Annotated in this window: 15 protein-coding genes; all 15 read right to left on the bottom strand. The window is 62.3% G+C overall.

Going from position 1 to position 16,261, the window contains the following annotated elements; genetic code table 11:
- Window positions 1–6: 6 nt before the first annotated feature.
- A complete protein-coding gene (xylA, locus tag K3758_RS17030; protein ID WP_259950431.1) occupies window positions 7–1,302 on the bottom strand; it encodes a xylose isomerase in 1,296 nt (431 codons plus the stop codon).
- Window positions 1,299–2,357: a LacI family DNA-binding transcriptional regulator gene (locus K3758_RS17025; RefSeq protein WP_259950429.1), complete on the bottom strand. Its 1,059-nt coding sequence runs from the start codon at window positions 2,355–2,357 to the stop codon at window positions 1,299–1,301. Before K3758_RS17025 ends, xylA begins: the two co-directional genes overlap by 4 nt.
- Before the next feature lie 186 nt (window positions 2,358–2,543).
- Complete coding sequence (locus tag K3758_RS17020; protein ID WP_259950427.1) at window positions 2,544–3,551, bottom strand: ABC transporter ATP-binding protein; 1,008 nt, start codon at window positions 3,549–3,551, stop codon at window positions 2,544–2,546.
- Entirely contained in the window at window positions 3,548–4,516 is a 969-nt protein-coding gene (locus K3758_RS17015; protein WP_259950426.1) for an oligopeptide/dipeptide ABC transporter ATP-binding protein, read from the bottom strand. The genes K3758_RS17020 and K3758_RS17015 overlap by 4 nt, the downstream gene beginning before the upstream one ends.
- Window positions 4,516–5,430, bottom strand: a complete 915-nt coding sequence (locus K3758_RS17010; protein ID WP_259950423.1) for an ABC transporter permease subunit — start codon at window positions 5,428–5,430, stop codon at window positions 4,516–4,518. The genes K3758_RS17015 and K3758_RS17010 overlap by 1 nt, the downstream gene beginning before the upstream one ends.
- 1 nt (window position 5,431) lies before the next feature.
- On the bottom strand, window positions 5,432–6,349 hold the full coding sequence (gene oppB, locus K3758_RS17005; RefSeq protein ID WP_093928645.1) for an oligopeptide ABC transporter permease OppB: 918 nt from the start codon (window positions 6,347–6,349) through the stop codon (window positions 5,432–5,434).
- A 93-nt stretch (window positions 6,350–6,442) separates the two neighbouring features.
- The gene (locus tag K3758_RS17000) at window positions 6,443–8,059 is read right to left on the bottom strand and encodes a peptide ABC transporter substrate-binding protein (RefSeq protein WP_259950415.1); all 1,617 of its coding nucleotides are present in this window, start codon (window positions 8,057–8,059) and stop codon (window positions 6,443–6,445) included.
- A 202-nt stretch (window positions 8,060–8,261) separates the two neighbouring features.
- Window positions 8,262–9,293, bottom strand: a complete 1,032-nt coding sequence (locus tag K3758_RS16995) for a trans-3-hydroxy-L-proline dehydratase (protein WP_259950413.1) — start codon at window positions 9,291–9,293, stop codon at window positions 8,262–8,264.
- Window positions 9,286–10,983, bottom strand: coding sequence for an aconitase family protein (locus tag K3758_RS16990; protein WP_259950412.1), 1,698 nt, complete (start codon window positions 10,981–10,983; stop codon window positions 9,286–9,288). The genes K3758_RS16995 and K3758_RS16990 overlap by 8 nt, the downstream gene beginning before the upstream one ends.
- 16 nt (window positions 10,984–10,999) lie before the next feature.
- Complete coding sequence (locus tag K3758_RS16985) at window positions 11,000–12,001, bottom strand: 4-hydroxyproline epimerase (protein ID WP_259950411.1); 1,002 nt, start codon at window positions 11,999–12,001, stop codon at window positions 11,000–11,002.
- An 8-nt stretch (window positions 12,002–12,009) separates the two neighbouring features.
- On the bottom strand, window positions 12,010–13,233 hold the full coding sequence (locus K3758_RS16980) for an FAD-binding oxidoreductase (RefSeq protein WP_259950410.1): 1,224 nt from the start codon (window positions 13,231–13,233) through the stop codon (window positions 12,010–12,012).
- Entirely contained in the window at window positions 13,233–13,955 is a 723-nt protein-coding gene (locus K3758_RS16975; RefSeq protein WP_259950409.1) for an amino acid ABC transporter ATP-binding protein, read from the bottom strand. Before K3758_RS16975 ends, K3758_RS16980 begins: the two co-directional genes overlap by 1 nt.
- On the bottom strand, window positions 13,948–14,601 hold the full coding sequence (locus K3758_RS16970; RefSeq protein WP_259950407.1) for an amino acid ABC transporter permease: 654 nt from the start codon (window positions 14,599–14,601) through the stop codon (window positions 13,948–13,950). The genes K3758_RS16975 and K3758_RS16970 overlap by 8 nt, the downstream gene beginning before the upstream one ends.
- Before the next feature lie 13 nt (window positions 14,602–14,614).
- The gene (locus K3758_RS16965) at window positions 14,615–15,280 is read right to left on the bottom strand and encodes an amino acid ABC transporter permease (RefSeq protein ID WP_259950406.1); all 666 of its coding nucleotides are present in this window, start codon (window positions 15,278–15,280) and stop codon (window positions 14,615–14,617) included.
- Window positions 15,281–15,340: 60 nt separating this feature from the next.
- On the bottom strand, window positions 15,341–16,147 hold the full coding sequence (locus K3758_RS16960; RefSeq protein WP_259950404.1) for a transporter substrate-binding domain-containing protein: 807 nt from the start codon (window positions 16,145–16,147) through the stop codon (window positions 15,341–15,343).
- Window positions 16,148–16,261 lie beyond the last annotated feature (114 nt).

Raw genomic sequence — 16,261 nt, 5'->3', positions numbered from 1 at the left:
CCCGGCTCAAACGAACCGGTTCACGATATTCTCCAGAATTTCCTGCCGGCCCGAGCGGGGCTGCGGATTGATGCCGTCTTTGGCGACCTGCGCCGCGATGCTGGCCAGATCCCCCTCCAGCATCGCCTTGGCGTTGGGGCTCTCCCAGCCCGCGTAGCGTTCATCGCGCATGGCCTCGAGCGTGCCATCCTCCAACATCGCGGCGGCGGCTTTGAAGCCCCGCGCGCAGACATCCATCGCCCCTGCATGGGCCGCGACCAGATCGACCGGGTCAAGCGATTGCCGCCGCAGCTTGGCGTCAAAGTTGGTGCCGCCGGTGGTGAACCCGCCTGCCTTGAGCACCTCGTAATAGGCCAGCGCGACCTCGGGGACGTTGTTGGGGAACTGGTCGGTGTCCCAGCCAGATTGATAGTCGTTGCGGTTCATGTCGATGGAGCCGAAAATGCCCAATGAGGACGCCAGCGCCAATTCATGTTCGAACGAATGGCCCGCAAGGATCGCGTGGCCCTGTTCGATGTTCATCTGAACCTCGCCCTCCAGCCCGAACTCCTTGAGGAAACCATAGACGGTCGCGACATCGAAATCATATTGATGCTTGGTCGGCTCCTGCGGCTTCGGCTCGACCAGAATAGCGCCCTTGAAGCCGATCTTGTGTTTGTACTCCACCGCCATCTGCAAGAACCGCCCCGCCTGCTGGCGTTCGCGCTTAAGGTCAGTGTTCAACAAGGTTTCATAGCCCTCGCGCCCGCCCCAGAGCACATAGTTCTGGCCGTCCAACTTATGGGTCGCATCCATACAGGCTTTGACAGTCGCCGCGGACCAGGCAAAAACTTCCGGGTCGGGGTTGGTGGCCGCGCCCGACATAAAGCGGCGGTGACCAAAGAGGTTCGCGGTGCCCCAAAGCAGCTTGGTCTTGGAGCTTTCCATCTTGGTGCCGAGGTAGTCGATGATCTCTTCGAAATTACGCAGGCTCTCGGCGAATGTATCGCCTTCGGGGCGGATGTCGGCATCGTGCCAGCAGAAGAAAGGCGCGTTCAAAAGGTCGAACATCTCAAACGCCACATCGGCCTTGAGGCGCGCCATGTCCATCGTCTCGCCAAACCAAGGGCGGTCGAATGTCTGGCCGCCGAAGGGATCGCCGCCGGGCCACGCAAAGGAATGCCAATAGGCCACAGCAAAGCGCAGGTGGTCTTCCATCCGGTTGCCCATGACCACTTCGTCAGGATTGTAGTGCCGAAAGGCCAGGTCAGACCCTTCTGGGTCATAGGACAGGGGCTTAATATCTTTAAAGAAATCACTCATGTATCTTGGGCCTTCATCTGATCGGTCAAAGCGTCGGCGGGCAGATTGTCCCGCACATAAATTGTCGGCACGAGTTCCGGCATCGGCGGCAGGTCTTTCGCGTCGATCAGGGCGCGCAGCACGGTGAACGCGCGGTTGATTTCCACGTCAGGCCGCTGGTCGATGACCAGATCAATCTGCCGCTCCATCAGCGCTTGGCGGGAATGGGCGACAAGCTCATGCACCACGCAAAAGGGGCGTTTTCCCTGCCCGCCGCGAAGGGCGGCGATCAGGCCGCTGTTGCCCGCGCCAACGTTGTAAAGCGCCGTCAGCCGTTGCTGGGTCAGCACCTCTTGCGTCTGCGCCCGAAGCACCTGCGCATCGTCCTTGGTCATGATCGGATCAAGCACCCTTACTTGCGGGAAATCAGCGTTTAGCACTTCGCGAAATCCAGCAAGGCGCTCTGCGTGGTCACGCGCGTCGAGCGAGCCTGCAAAGGTCTGCACCTGTCCGCCCTTCCCGCCATGGGCAAGGCCCACCATCCGCCCAGCAGTGCGCCCGGCGGCAATGTTGTCGATGCCGATATAGGCCGCGCGGGCGGCATGGGGCAGGTCGGAGACAAGGCCCACCACAGCCACCCCTTTGGCGCGCAATTCAGCCAAAGGCGCTTCAAGCGCGGCGCTTTGCAGCCCGACGATGGCAACACCGTCAAAATCACGCTCAAGCAGGGCCGAGATACTGTCTTGGAGCCCTTCCACCGCGAAGGCTGCGACCTCGATCACCTCGGCGGTCACCCGCTCGCTGACGTGATGGGCGGCGACGTGGTCTATGTGCTGGCGGATACGGTTGAAGAAAGCGTTGGAGCCACGGGGGATCAAAAACGCGAGCTTGTAGATACGACCGCGCGACAGATTGGCCGCCGCGACATTGCGCACATAGCCAAGTGCCGTGACCGCTTCGCGCACCTTGGCGATGGACTTGTCGGCCACATTGCCGCGGTTGTTGATCACCCGGTCCGCGGTGGCATAGCTCACCCCGGCAGCGCGTGCGACATCGCTCAGCGTCGGACTTGTCATGATCCCTCCCCCATCGCGCCAACCCTCCCAAGCGGCGCGTCTTGGCCCTATCTATGAGGATATTTTGATATACGTCAATCATTTCTGATAGACGTATATCATTTTTGCAGAATGCAAAGCCGCCGCCCGGCTCTTAGGCAGCGGGTAGAGCGTTATTATAAAGGGATTTAAACCGACAGCAGGGCGTCAGCGCCCTACGGCCATTTCATTCTCCTGCATCGGGCCGGGGTGAATGCAGGCCACCTGATGCGCGCCCCGCCCCGGCTCTGGCACCACCTCAGCGCAATCGGCCTGCGCGCGCGGGCAGCGGCCCCGGAAAACACAGCCGGAGGGCGGGTTCATCGGGGAGGGCATATCGCCCGTCATCGGCACGATCTGCTTGGCGCGTTCGGCCACGGGGTCGGGGATCGGCACCGCCGAAAGCAACGCCTGCGTATAGGGGTGCTGCGGGTTGTCGTAGAGCTGCGCCTTGGGGGCCTTTTCCATGATGCGGCCCAGATAGAGCACCATGACCTCATCCGAGATGTTTTTCACCACGCTGAGGTCATGGGCGATAAAGATCATCGCCAGCTCCAGATCGCGTTGCAGCTCCTTCAGCAGCTCAATCACCTGCGCTTGGATCGACACATCAAGCGCCGAGACCGGCTCATCGCAGATCAGCAACTTCGGCCCTACGATCAGGGCGCGGGCGATGCCGATGCGTTGGCACTGGCCGCCCGAGAACTCATGCGGGTAGCGGTTGATCATCTGCGGCAGCAGACCCACGCGCTCCATCATCTGCGCGACGCGGGCGCGGCGTTCCTTGGCAGAGATCTCGGGCCGGTGCGTGCGCAGCGGCTCTGCGATGATCTGGCCCAGCGTCATGCGGGGGTTGAGCGAGGCCAGAGGGTCTTGAAACACCATCTGGATCTCAGAACGGTAGGGTTTCATCTGCCGGGGGGAGAGTGACAGCAGGTCCGTCTCTCCGCGCCAGTTCACTTGCCCCGTCGCCGGGACCATTTGGATCAAACCCCGCGCGAGGGTGGATTTACCACAGCCGGATTCGCCGACCACGCCAAGCGTCTTGCTGGGCTCCAGATCAAAGCTCACCCCGTTGACCGCGTGCAGATAGCGCGGTTTCGTCCAAGGCATGTCGCCAGCGCGGGTGATGGGGAAACGAACGTGGAGATCGCGAACAGACAGAAGCGGGCTCATGCGGTGACCTCCGCAATCGGGCGGTGGCAGGCACGGGCGCGGCCTTCGGCAAAAGGCGCAAGGGGCGGCATCACGCGGCAATCCTCGCCGGCGTAGGTGCAGCGCGGGCGGAAGGGGCAGCCCTCGGGCGGGGCGGCCATGTTGGGCGGGTTGCCGGGGATCGCTTTCATGGTGGCGTCTTGGTCATCGACCCGCGGCACGGCGGCCAAAAGGCCACGGGTGTAGGGGTGCGTCGGTTGCGCGAAAAGCGGCTCGGTCGGGCCCTGCTCCATCACGCGGCCACCGTACATCACCAGCACCCGCTCGCAGAACCCCGCGACGACGCCAAGGTCATGGGTGATGAGGATCGTGGCCATGCCGAAATCCTTTTGCAGATCACCCAGCAGGTCCATGATCTGCGCCTGCACCGTCACATCAAGCGCGGTGGTCGGCTCATCCGCGATCAGCAGGTCGGGCTTGCACAGCAGCGACATGGCGATCATCACCCGCTGGCGCATACCGCCGGAGAACTCATGCGGGAAGAGACGGATGCGCTCCTTGGCTGCGGGGATCTTCACCGCGTCGAGCATCCGCACCGATTCCGCCAGAGCCGCGCGTTTCGACATGCCTTTGTGAAGGGTCAGCACCTCGGTCATCTGATCGGCGATGCGCATATAGGGGTTGAGCGATGTCATCGGGTCTTGGAAGATCATCGCAATGCGCTCGGCCCGGAGTTTGTTGAGCACCTTGGGTTTGGCGCCCAAAATCTCTTGTCCGTCAAACCGGACCGAGCCAGCGGTGCGCCCGTTCGGCGCGAGCAGGCCCATGATCGAAAAGGCGGTCTGCGATTTGCCCGAGCCGCTTTCGCCGACGATGCCCAAGGTCTCACCCCGGCTGATCGACAGCGACAGGTCGTTGACCGCATGCACGGGGCCATCTTCACCGTCGAAGGTGACAGAGAGCTTGTCGATTTCCAGCAGAGACATCAGCGATCCTTGGGGTCGAGGGCGTCACGCAATCCGTCGCCGATAAAGAACAGGCCAAAGAGCGTGAGACAGAAGAACAGCAGCGGGAAACCCAACTGCCAAGTAGTGCCATAGGCGATGGTCCCCGCCCCTTCGGAGATCAGCGCCCCGAGGGAGGTGAGCGGCTCTTGAATGCCAAGGCCAAGGAACGAAATGAAGCTTTCCGTCAGGATCATCAGCGGGACCAGCAGTGTAGCGTAAACGGCGATCACGCCCAGCAGGTTGGGCACGATATGGCGCAGGATGATGACCGGGGCCGAGACGCCGATGGCGCGGGCAGCCTCGACAAACTCGCGGCCCTTGATGGTCAGCGTCTGGCCCCGCACGATGCGGGCCATCTCCATCCATGAGATCAGCCCGACGCCCGCAAAAAGAATGGTGATCGAGCGGCCATACATGACCAACAGCAGGATCAGCACGAACATGTAAGGCACGGCCATGAAGATATCGACGAGCCGCATCATGATGCTGTCGGTGCGCCCGCCGAAGTAGCCCGCGACCGCGCCGTAAAGCGTGCCGACCACACAGGCGATCAACGCGCCGACAAGGCCCACCGCGAGGCTGATCTGCGTGCCTTGCACGGTGCGGGCGAACAGGTCACGCCCCAGATCGTCGGTGCCAAAGTAATGGCCGCTTTCAATCGACGGGCCGCCCAGTTCGACGATTTGGCCCATGACGTTGTAGTCGAGTTCCTCGTTCGACCATTGCGCGAGACTGTTGCCAAAGAGTGCGAAGGCCACGACGAAGCCGAGGATCACCAGACCCATCAGCGCCGCCTTGTTGCGAAAGAACCGCCGCCGCGCATCGGCCCAAGGCGAGCGGCCCTTGCCTGCGATCTCACTGGCCTCGACCCGTTGTTCGGATGTCATCACCATGTCAGTACCGGATCTTGGGGTCGATCCACCCGTAGAGGATATCGACCACGAGGTTAAAGAAGATGGTCAGCGCGCCCACGAGGATCGTCACCCCCATCATCACCGCGTAATCGCGGTTGAGCGCTGAATCGACGAAAGCCTTGCCGATGCCGCCGGTGGAGAAATAGATATCGACCACCACAGAGCCGGTGATCATCGCCACGAAAGCGGGGCCCAGATAGGAAATCACTGGCAGCATCGCGGGTTTCAGCGCATGGCGCAGGATCACCCGGCGTTCGGGCAGCCCCTTGGCGCGCGCGGTGCGGATGTGGTTCGAGGTCAGCACCTCAAGCATCGACGAGCGGGTGATCCGCGCAATCGAGGCCATGAAGGATGTCGACAGCGCGATCACCGGCATGATCCAATACTCCGGCCCTTGCCACCCGCCCCCGGGCAACCAACCAAGCCAGAGCGTAAAGACCAGCACCAAGATCGGCGCCATGACGAAATTCGGCAGCACCTGCGCCCCGATGGAAACGCCGACCGCTACATAGTCCAGCAGCGAGTTGTGCCGCACCGCTGCGGCCACGCCAAGGCCAACGCCGACGATCACTGCGACAGCAAAGGACAACAGCCCATAGGTCAGCGTAATCGGGAAACCTTGGGCGATGATCTCATTCACCGAACGGTCTTTGTAGACAAAGCTTGGCCCGAAATCGAAGTCAGAGACGATGCCCCAAACATAGCTGCCGATCTGCTTCCACAGCGGATCATCCAGCCCGTATTTCGCATTGAGGTTCGCCAGCACCTGCGGCGGCAATTCACGCTCTGATGTGAAGGGGCCGCCGGGCGCGGAATGCATCAGCAGGAAGGAGATGACGATCAAGACCAGAAGCGTGGGAATAGCGATGGCAAGGCGCTTGAGGATGTAACTGAGCAAGAGGCGCGCGCTCCGAATACGGGGTTTGTGGGGGTGTAGAATAGAATCGGGCAGCCCGTGCCATAACCGCCGGGCTGCCCGAATGTCGAGAGGTTACTCTGCGGTACGGTAGAGGTCTTTGCCGTACCACGTGTTGTTCACGTTATTCTCGGGCAGACCTTCGATGTCTTCCGCGATCATGTCGACGTTCGCGTAGTGGTAGATCGGGATGATCGGCATTTCCTCGGCCAAGATACGCTCCGCGTCTTTGTAAAGCGGCTGCGGGTCTTCGGCGGTTTTGCTGTCCTTCATGAGCTTGTCATAAGCGTCATTGTAGAACTCGCCGTTGTTGTGGCCCGAATATGAGGTCAGCAGATCGAGGTAGGTCGAGGCCTCGTTGTAGTCGCCGCACCATGCATAGCGCGCCATGTCGTAGTCTTGGCGCTGCATGCGGTCGGTGTGCACTTTCCACTCGTAGTTATCCAGCGTCAGGTTCACGCCGATCTGTTTGAGCATCTGCGAGGCCGCGATGGCGATCTTTTTGTGATCTTCGGATGTGTTGTACTGCAGCGTCAGGTCGAGCGGGTTGTCGGGGCCATAGCCCGCCTCGGCCAACAGTTCTTTGGCCTTTTCCACGCGCTGCGCCTGATCCATATTGTCGGCCCAATCCAACTCGGGACGCTCGAAATCGGCAATCGCCCAGTGGGTCCAGTTGTAGGACGGCTTTTGGCCGCCTTGCAGGATACGCTCGACAATGATGTCGCGGTCGATGGCATAGGCCAAGGCCTTGCGCACATTGACGTTTTTCAGCGCCTCGGGGCCCTTTTCGCCTACGTTCAGCATGTAGATATACGAGCAGTTATAGGGGGTTGAGACCGCCTGTTCGGGGTACTCTTTCTTCAGACGCGGGTATTGACCGGCGGGGATATCCACGCGGTCCAACTCACCCGCCAGATAGCGGGTCAGCGCTTGGTTCACGTCATTGATCGTGAGCGCGGTGATCTTCTCCATCACCACGTTGTCGGCATCCCAATAGGTGTCGTTCTTTTCCATCACGACACGTTCGCCCAACTGATGCTCGACCAGTTTATAAGCGCCGTTGCCGACGAGCGTGCCCGCATCCGTCCAATCGTCGCCATGCTCTTCCACCACGCTTTGCAGCACGGGGAAGGTCGACCCATGCACCAGCATCTGCGGGAAATAGGGCAGCGGCGTGGTGATCTTGACCTCAAGCGTGTGGTCGTCGACGGCTTGGATGCCCAACTCCTCGGGCGACTTGTCACCCGCGATGATCTCAGGCGCGTTTTCGACCTGCATCAACTCCATGTACCATGCGTATTCCGACGCGGTCGCCGGGTCCGCCAAACGGCGCCAAGAATAGACGAAATCATTGGCCGTGACCGGCTCACCATTGGACCACTTGGCGTCTTTGCGCAGGTTGAACGTATAGGTCTTGCCGTCTTCGGAAACCTCGTGATCCAGCGCCACGCCGGGCACCAATTCGCCATTGCCGTCTTCGTTATAGAGCCCCTCAAAGAGGTTGCGCAGAACGTCCGAACCTTCGACATCGGTGTTGATCTGCGGGTCCATCGATTTGATCGCGTCGAGCAGCCAGAAGGTATAGCTTTGATCTTCGGCAAGGTTCACACCCTCGGGGACATCGGCGGCTTGGGCCTGAAACGCAAGGCTGAGCGCCAATGCGGAGGATGCAAGTGTGGTGCGTAGCTTCATGGTGACTCTCCGTTGTTTGAAAGTTCGTGTTCTGATTGAAAAGTAATCAATCGAAAACGAAGAGCACATGCAAGACGTTGCCTCGCGTCAGCCAAGGACGGCGGCTTCGCGCCGAGGCGGCGCGGCGGTAGCGCGGCGAATATCCACCCCGCGCCCCGCCCCCACTCAGGCCGGGGGATCGGGGGTCGAAAGAGATGGGCGCCTAGCCGCGTGCACCCCAAGTGTCGGACAGTCGGTAGCCGCCGGGCCACGGGTCATCGGGGTCCAGCATGTGCTGGTGGATGCCAGTGACCCAGCCCCGCCCAGAGAGTTCGGGAAGGATCGCCGGATGATCGCCCACGCGCGTCACGCCCAAGATCCGCCCGGTAAAGGTCGAGCCGATCAGCGAGACCGTGGTCAGGCTATCGTTCAACCCCATCTCCCCCCGCGCATGCAGCAGCGCCATCCGCGCGCAGAGCGCCGTGCCCGTGGGGGAGCGATCGACCTTGCCCGGCTGGATTGCCACTGCCGCCCCGGCGCGCAGACCGGTCGCGTCGCGGGTGACTGGCCCGGCAAAAAGGCAAAAAGAGAAATGCTGCCAATCGGGGTTCTCGGGGTGCTCAAACCGCATCGCCGCATTGGCCGCATCGGTGATCCGCACGCCAAGCCGCGCGATGTCATGGGCCTCATGCGCCTCTAGCGAAAACCCCATGGCGGCGGCATCGACGACCACGAAACTGTCGCCGCCATAGGCGGTATCGATAGTGAGCGTGCCCAGCCCTTCGACCTCAAGCGGCACATCCAGACGCGCCGCGAAGCTCGGCAGGTTCTGCACGAAGATACGCTCCGCCTTGCCATTGCGACATTCCGCGCGGACCTTCACCAGCCCGCCCGGCGCTTCGAGGGTTAGCTCCGTCACCGGCTCGGTCATCGGCAGGATCCCCCCGTCCAGCAGGACGGTCGACACGCAGATCGAGTTGGAGCCAGACATCGGCGGCGTGTCCTCCGGCTCCATGATGATAAAGGCCGCATCAGCGCGCGGGTCTTTCGGCGGCACGAGCAGGTTCACATGGCGGAACACCCCGCCGCGCGGCTCGTTCAGCACGAAGTTGCGCAGCGTCTGGTCCCGCGCGATCCAACGGCTCTGCTCCCAGATCGTGTCGCCGGGGGGCGGGGTGACCCCGCCGACGATCACATCGCCCACTTCACCCTCGGCATGGGCGGAAATGACGTGAACGGTCTTGCTGCTACGCATCGTTTGTCTCCTCTTCGGCCAGCCATTTGGGCAAAGCCTCCCCGGCCTGCCCGGTCATGGCAGCGTCTACGCAATCGGCGATACTGCCAAAGCGCACTGCACGGCCTGAAAGGCCCGGAGCGTAATGGGCATATTTGCCCGAGTTGGTCATCAGCACCTTGGTCGAGGGCGGGAAGACCGGCTCGGAAATCGAGCACCAGCAGATGTCGGGCACGACTTGCACGCCTGCCGCTTCGAGCCGCGCCACGGTGCCGTCGTCACGCGCTGCCGTGAGAGTGTCATGCCCAAGGGTGACAATAACCGCTGTGTTCGGGTGCCGTTTTCGCCCGGCCAGAGCCGCATCCAAAGCCCGGCATTCCGCGAGCGAGAAATGCGGGCTGCCGAAGGCCACGAGATCAATCTGCGCAGGCCCCGCGTTGAATTGCCGCCAGACTCGGCGCAGGTCTTTGGGCGTGATGCGCAGGGTATCGGCCTCGGCCACGGGGGGCAGATCGGTTTCGGGCGTGACGCCTGCCACATGCAGCATCGGCGCGGCGGAGGTGGTGCCAAAGGCGGCGCAGAGCGCTTTGAGGTCATCCTCGTTCGGCGCAGCGGTTTCCAGCCCGCGCAGCAGCGGGATCCGGTCCGGTGCCGCCTGCCCCGCCAACCAGCCGAGCATCGGCCAGATCGCCTCGTCATATTGCGCGGGCAATGTCACATCGATCACCCGGCGTGGGGCGCGGTGTCCATCCAGATAGACCCCCGAGAGCGGCGCGCGCGCCGTGAGCGCGATGCACAGGTCGAGGAAATCGGGATGTTTCACCGTCCGCGCGCCAAGCACGCTATTGGCATAGATCACCGCGTTGGATTCAGACCAGGCGATGAACTCGCCGCGCTCGGGCGGGGCGGGCAGTTGGTAGGGCGCGCAGGTAAAACTGGGGCGCGCACCCATGGTGACATAGGCATCGGCCAGACGGCTGGCGGGTAGGCCGAAATCCGGCGGCACGCCCTGCGCGCGCCAGTTGCCGTGATCGACCGAGATCGCGTTCATCGTTGTCGGCACCCGCACTTTTGAGCCCATATCGGCCATGGTCTGGGCAAAAAGCAGGTTCGCCGGGCTGGCGTAGATGCAGCCGTCGATATGCACGCGCGTCACGTCGACCAGCCGCTCGGCCCCCTGCCCGCGCGCCATGGTGCAGGTGATCTCCATCGCCAATTGAACTGCCGGACCGTCGGCACCCTCAAGCATTGCCTGATCCTCAGCGGTAAGATGCAGATCGCGGGCGGGCCTGTCAGACAGCGGCAAGTCCCACGCATCGGTGCTGAGCATCTCAGGCGTGATCCGCGCGCTGCGCGCCTTGGCGAGCAGGTCGTAGTCCTTGGCCCCCAAACGCAGCACAGCGAGCGGCTTGTCGAACATCTTGCCCGCAATCAAGGCACCCAAGGTCAGGATGTCTTCGGCCTCGCGGAAAACTAAAGCGGCGGGGGCATGGCCGTTCAGCGCCAGTTCCAGCAACACCCCACTGCCCGTGCAGGAGCCCCGGCTCGTGGGCATCAACACGATCTTCCCCGACAGTGACTGCCCGCACAGCGGATGATGCGCGTCGATGACCTTGCCACTGGCCGGATCGACGCCGCCCCAGAAACTCAACCCCTCGGAGGAAGCGAGCACCGCGCCTTGGGCCTCGGCGGGAACGATAATTTGCGCCATGGGGAGCCTTTCCAAGTCAGGTGACGACAAAGCCATGCGCGAAGGGGTCGCGCTCGTCGATAAAGATGGTGTTAAAGCCGGTGACCCGCGCCCAACCGGCGATGGAGGGGATGATCGCGGGCTTGCCTGCGACTTCCGCCGCCGCTTCGACACGGCCTTTGAACATGGAGCCGATGATGGATTCATGCACGAAATCATCGCCCACCTTTAGCTTCCCCTTGGCAGCAAGCTGCGCCATCCGGGCAGAGGTGCCGGTGCCGCAAGGCGAACGGTCGATCGCCTTGTCGCCGTAGAACACCGCGTTACGGGCGTGGGCCTCGGGGGCTTGGGCAGCACCGGTCCAGAGGATGTGGCTTAGCCCGTTGATGGCGGGATGTTCGGGGTGGATGAATTCGTACTTTGCGTTCAGCGCCGCGCGGAGTTTCGGGCTGAGACCGACCAGTTCGGAGACCGAGAAATCTGCCATATCGCGGAAATTCTTTTGCGGCTCCACGATGGCGTAGAAATTGCCGCCGTAGGCCACATCGACCACCACTTCGCCCAAGCCTTCGACCTCAGCCGTCAGCCCTTCTGAATGGAGGAAGGCAGGCACGTTGGTCAGTCGCACTTCTTCGACGAAACGCCCCTCTTGGCGGTAGGTCACATCGACCCGCCCGGCGGGGGTTTCAAGACGCAACTGTCCGGGGGTGGCAGGCGTGACCAGCCCGTTTTCCAGCGCGATGGTGACGGTGCCGATTGTACCGTGGCCGCACATCGGCAGGCAGCCCGAGGTTTCGATGAATAGCACGGCAATGTCGCAATCATCCCGCGTTGGCGGATAAAGGATCGCGCCTGACATCTGGTCATGGCCGCGCGGCTCGAACATCAGGCCGGTGCGGATCCAGTCATATTCAGCCAGAAAATGCGCGCGTTTTTCCAGCATGTTCGCACCTTTGAGCAGAGGCGCGCCACCGGTGACGAGCCGCACCGGATTGCCGCAGGTGTGGCCGTCGATACAAGGAAATGTGTGTTGCGTCATGTCAGCCTCTAAAAGCGCGCGGGGGAGAAAGGGGTCAGGTTGATGCCGGGATCTTGGCCGGTCATCAGGTCAGCGATGATGGCGGCGGTGCCCGCCGATTGTGTGAGGCCAAGATGCCCGTGGCCGAAGGCGCAGAACACATCTGGGCGGTTTGGCAATGCCCCGATGGCAGGCAGGCTGTCGGGCAGCGAGGGGCGGAAACCCATCCACTGCGTGCCGCCCGAAGTGTCGAGCCCCGGCAGGAAGCGTTTGGCCTTTTTCAGCATCGCATCGGCGCGGGCAAAGTTCGGCGGCAGGTCGAGCCCGCCCAGCTCCACCGCGCCGCCGACGCGCAGGCCATTGCCCACCTTGCTGATGACAAAGCCATGGCCGCCGAAGGTGATCTGACGTTTCAGATCGAAGGCGCCTGCGGGCAATGTCGTGTTATAGCCGCGCTCGGTCTCCAGCGGGATTTTCACGCCAGCGGTCCGCGCCAGATGATGCGAATGCGCACCGGCGGCCAGCACCACGTTGCCCGGCATCATGCCAGCAGCGGTCTCGACCCCGCCCGCGACCAAACGCTCGGCGCGGGTGATGGTGATCTCTCCGCCCCCGGCCCGGAAGCGGTCGGCCATCGCCAGCACATAGTCGCGCGGGTCCGAGATCGACTGCCATTCCGGGGTGAAGGTCGCATGGGTGAAGCTGGGCGCAAGACCGGGCTGATAGGCCGCGATCTCCTCGCCCTTGAGATGGGTAAAGGCGATCCCCGCCTCTTCGCGGACCTGCCAGCCGGGGAGCGACGCGCGGAACTCGGCCTCGCTTTCATAGACCTGCAACTGCCCGTCGTGTCGCAGCATATGGGCAAGGCCGCTCAACTCCAGATGCGGGTCGAGCGCGGCTTGCGAGAGCTTCATCAGCGCCGTCTGCGCCACGGTCGAAGCCCGCACCTGCGCGGGCCAGCTTGCCTTCCAAAACCGCCACATCCACGGCGCGATCCGCCCGGCATAGCGCGGTGGCACGGAAAGCGGCCCCAGCGGATCAAGCAACCATTTTGGGGCCTGTCGGATCATCCGGGGCGAGGCGAGTGGCAGGATCTCGGTAAAGGCGAAAGCACCCGCATTGCCCGCCGATGCCCCCGCAGCAGGGCCTTCACTGTCGATCACCCGCACGGGCAGCCCACGTGCCTGAAGCGCCAGCGCGATGGACAGGCCCACCACGCCAGCGCCGACAACCGTCACCGGGGCTTGGCTCATTACCGGACGCTCGACAGGAATTGACGGGTCTCTTCTTGCTGCGGATTGCCAAAGATTTGATCCGGCGCGCCGATCTCGGCCATGACGCCCTTGTGAAAGAACGCCACACGGTCCGACACATCGCGTGCGAAACTCATCTCATGGGTGACACAGATCATCGTCATCCCCTCATCTGCCAGCAATTTGAGCGTGTCCAACACCTCGCCCACCAGTTGCGGGTCAAGGGCCGAGGTCACCTCGTCGAAGAGAATGTAATCGGGCGACATCGCCAATGCACGTGCAATCGCCATCCGCTGTTGCTGCCCGCCCGACAGGCGGCTGGGGTAGACGTCCAGCTTGTCGGCCAGACCGACGTGCGAAAGCTGCTGCACTGCGATCTCTTCGGCTTCCTTGCGGCCCATGCCCTTCACTTTGCGCGGGGCCAGCGTGACGTTTTCCAGCACCGTCAGATGCGGGAAGGCGTTGAATTGCTGGAACACGATGCCGATTTTGCGGCGCAGCTTGTTCAGGTCGGTGTCACGGGCGTGGACTTCGGTGCCGTCGACCACGATGCGGCCATGGTCGATTGGCTCCAACCCGTTGATGCAGGTCAGCAGCGTCGATTTGCCCGAACCAGAGCCGCCGATCACCGAGACGACCTCGCCCTTTTGCACGGTCAGGTCGATCCCTTTAAGCACCTGAAGCGCGCCAAAGGACTTATGGACGTTTTCAATCTCAATCATTTTCTTGCCACCTTTTTTCCAAGCGGCTGCCAAGCCGGGCAATTGGGAAACTGAGCGCGAAATAGATCGCACCCGTCACGAGCAGGATGAACATCGGCTCTTGCAGGCGTGTCACCAGAATCTGCGAAGACCGCAGCAATTCGATGATGCCAAGCCACATCACCAGCGCGCTGTCTTTCATCACGCCAAGCGTGAGGCCGATCCAACTGGGCAGGCCCACCCGCAGTGCCATGGGAAAGACGATCTGCGTGAGGTCTTGGCCCCATGTCATGCCAAGCGAACGCGCCGCGCGGCGGGTGACCGAGGGCACCGCCTCGATCGCGCCGCGCACGATCTCGGTGCAATAGGCCGACGTGTAGAGGCCCAGCACGATGCAGGAGGTCACGAAGGGCGAAATCCCCCATCCCGCGATGGCCTGAAACGCATTGGCGAGGATCAACTGGATCAGCAGCGGGACCGAGCGGAAGATATCCAGCACGAAGGTCAGCGGCAGGGCTGCCCAAGGGCTGATCTGGCTGCGCAGCACCCCAAAGAACACCCCAAGCAGCGTGCCGCCCACCACCGCGAAGGCGGTGACCGAAAGCGTCACCCCTGCGCCTTTGAGCATGAACAACAGGTCGTTGAAGGTCAGAGCCGTATCAAACATCTATTCTCTTCCTTCAGTAGCGAAACAGGCGGGCCGCGAGCAGCCGGGCGCCGAGCATCACGGCCTTGGCGATCACGTAGTAGATCACCGCCGCCAATGCGAAGAATTCAAAGGTCCGGAAGCTGCGCGCATTGAGGTCTTGCGTGACCCCCGCAAGGTCCGAATTCAGCCCCACCGTGACCCCCAGAGAGGTCATCAAGATCGCCCAGATCATCTGGTTCGTCGTCGGCAGGAACGAGATTCGGAACATCTGCGGCAGGATGATCAAGCGAAACGCCTTGGCCTGCCCCATGCCCAGTGACCGCCCGGCGCGCAGCTGCGTGCCCGGAATGGCCCGCATCGCGCCGCGGAACGTCTCACACAGGTAGCCCGCGTTGTTGAACGCGATCCCGGCCAGCAATGCGGCATAGGGGCTGAGGTAGATCCCGAAAGACCCAAGCCCGAAATGCGCCATATAAATCTGAAAAAGTGCCGGCGTGTTGCGCGCCACTTCGACCCATGCGGTCGCAGGCGCCCGCAGCCAGCGCGATTTGGCATCGCGGCCCACGGCCAGCAGCACGGCGATGGCAACGCCGATCAGCATCGACAGGATCGATATCTGCAGCGTGACCAGCGCGCCTTCCAGCATCTCTGGAAAAGCACGAAAGGCCTGTCGCCATTGAAAGGTGTAGTTGCCCATCTCTTGCTCCGATCAGCGGTTATCGGCAGTGGGGGCCGCGACGGGCGGCCCCCGCATCCATCAGCGATAGGCTTTGGCGATGGTCAGGTCAGGCGCGTCGCCGCCGACCCATTTGTCAAAGAGTTCCTGATAGCGGCCCGAGCGGACCTGCTGGTTCAGAAACAGATCGAGATAGTTCAGCAGACCGTATTCCTGACGCAGGCCGATCAAGCCGACATAGTCCACATCGAACGGCGCATCACCCGCGATGGTCAGACCTTCGAATTTGCCGCCATTGACGATGGAGGACGCCACGGTGGAAGTCACGACGGTCGCATCGATCTGACCTTGGGACAGGGACAGGAACACGTCAGCTTGGCTCTGGTAGGAACGGAAGCTGCCTTCGTCCCATGCCTCGAGCTGCTCTTCCAGTGCGATGGCCTCAAACGTGCCCGCGACCGAGCCGACGGTCTTGCCCTTGAGGCTTTCAAAGCTGTCGACGCCAGCGTCTTCGCGCGTCAGCACAACGTTGGTAAAGGCGAAATACGGGACCGAGAAGCCAACGGTCTTGGCCCGCTCAAGCGTGTCGGAGGTGGAGGCAACGCCGACATCCGCACGGCCGGAGACAAGCGCGGGGATACGGTCTGGGAAAGGCGTCTCAACAATCTCGGCTTCGACACCAAGTGCTGCAGCCAGATCATTGCAATAATCTACATCAAAACCGACGGGCGTGTTGCTGTCATCGCGCGAGCCCATGGGCGGGAAGTCCAGCACCACGGCGCAGCGCAGCGTGCCCGAAGAAATGATGTCGTCCAGTTTGTCGGCCTGAGCAGCAGTACCGATCACGGTGGCGGCCACGAGGCTCCCGGCGAGTTGCGTGAATTTCATAGATATCTCCCTCTTGGGTTGGTCGCCCCCGACTCTCGTCGGACGGGGTGCGGAGTAAGGTGAAGGAACAATGTCCTCACTAAAAATACAACATGTATTTTTAGTTTTTATCGA

Source organism: Sulfitobacter sp. W002, from assembly GCF_025142135.1.
Classification (GTDB): domain Bacteria; phylum Pseudomonadota; class Alphaproteobacteria; order Rhodobacterales; family Rhodobacteraceae; genus Sulfitobacter; species Sulfitobacter profundi.
This window is presented reverse-complemented; position numbering and strand designations above follow the sequence as displayed.

What these genes read in the sequence shown, in the direction of transcription:
- xylA (WP_259950431.1), bottom strand. Translation starts at nt 1,302, where the DNA reads ATGAGTGATTTCTTTAAAGATATTAAGCCCCTGTCCTATGACCCAGAA.
- K3758_RS17025 (WP_259950429.1), bottom strand. Translation starts at nt 2,357, where the DNA reads ATGACAAGTCCGACGCTGAGCGATGTCGCACGCGCTGCCGGGGTGAGC.
- K3758_RS17020 (WP_259950427.1), bottom strand. Translation starts at nt 3,551, where the DNA reads ATGAGCCCGCTTCTGTCTGTTCGCGATCTCCACGTTCGTTTCCCCATC.
- K3758_RS17015 (WP_259950426.1), bottom strand. Translation starts at nt 4,516, where the DNA reads ATGTCTCTGCTGGAAATCGACAAGCTCTCTGTCACCTTCGACGGTGAA.
- K3758_RS17010 (WP_259950423.1), bottom strand. Translation starts at nt 5,430, where the DNA reads ATGGTGATGACATCCGAACAACGGGTCGAGGCCAGTGAGATCGCAGGC.
- K3758_RS17000 (WP_259950415.1), bottom strand. Translation starts at nt 8,059, where the DNA reads ATGAAGCTACGCACCACACTTGCATCCTCCGCATTGGCGCTCAGCCTT.
- K3758_RS16995 (WP_259950413.1), bottom strand. Translation starts at nt 9,293, where the DNA reads ATGCGTAGCAGCAAGACCGTTCACGTCATTTCCGCCCATGCCGAGGGT.
- K3758_RS16990 (WP_259950412.1), bottom strand. Translation starts at nt 10,983, where the DNA reads ATGGCGCAAATTATCGTTCCCGCCGAGGCCCAAGGCGCGGTGCTCGCT.
- K3758_RS16985 (WP_259950411.1), bottom strand. Translation starts at nt 12,001, where the DNA reads ATGACGCAACACACATTTCCTTGTATCGACGGCCACACCTGCGGCAAT.
- K3758_RS16980 (WP_259950410.1), bottom strand. Translation starts at nt 13,233, where the DNA reads ATGAGCCAAGCCCCGGTGACGGTTGTCGGCGCTGGCGTGGTGGGCCTG.
- K3758_RS16975 (WP_259950409.1), bottom strand. Translation starts at nt 13,955, where the DNA reads ATGATTGAGATTGAAAACGTCCATAAGTCCTTTGGCGCGCTTCAGGTG.
- K3758_RS16970 (WP_259950407.1), bottom strand. Translation starts at nt 14,601, where the DNA reads ATGTTTGATACGGCTCTGACCTTCAACGACCTGTTGTTCATGCTCAAA.
- K3758_RS16965 (WP_259950406.1), bottom strand. Translation starts at nt 15,280, where the DNA reads ATGGGCAACTACACCTTTCAATGGCGACAGGCCTTTCGTGCTTTTCCA.
- K3758_RS16960 (WP_259950404.1), bottom strand. Translation starts at nt 16,147, where the DNA reads ATGAAATTCACGCAACTCGCCGGGAGCCTCGTGGCCGCCACCGTGATC.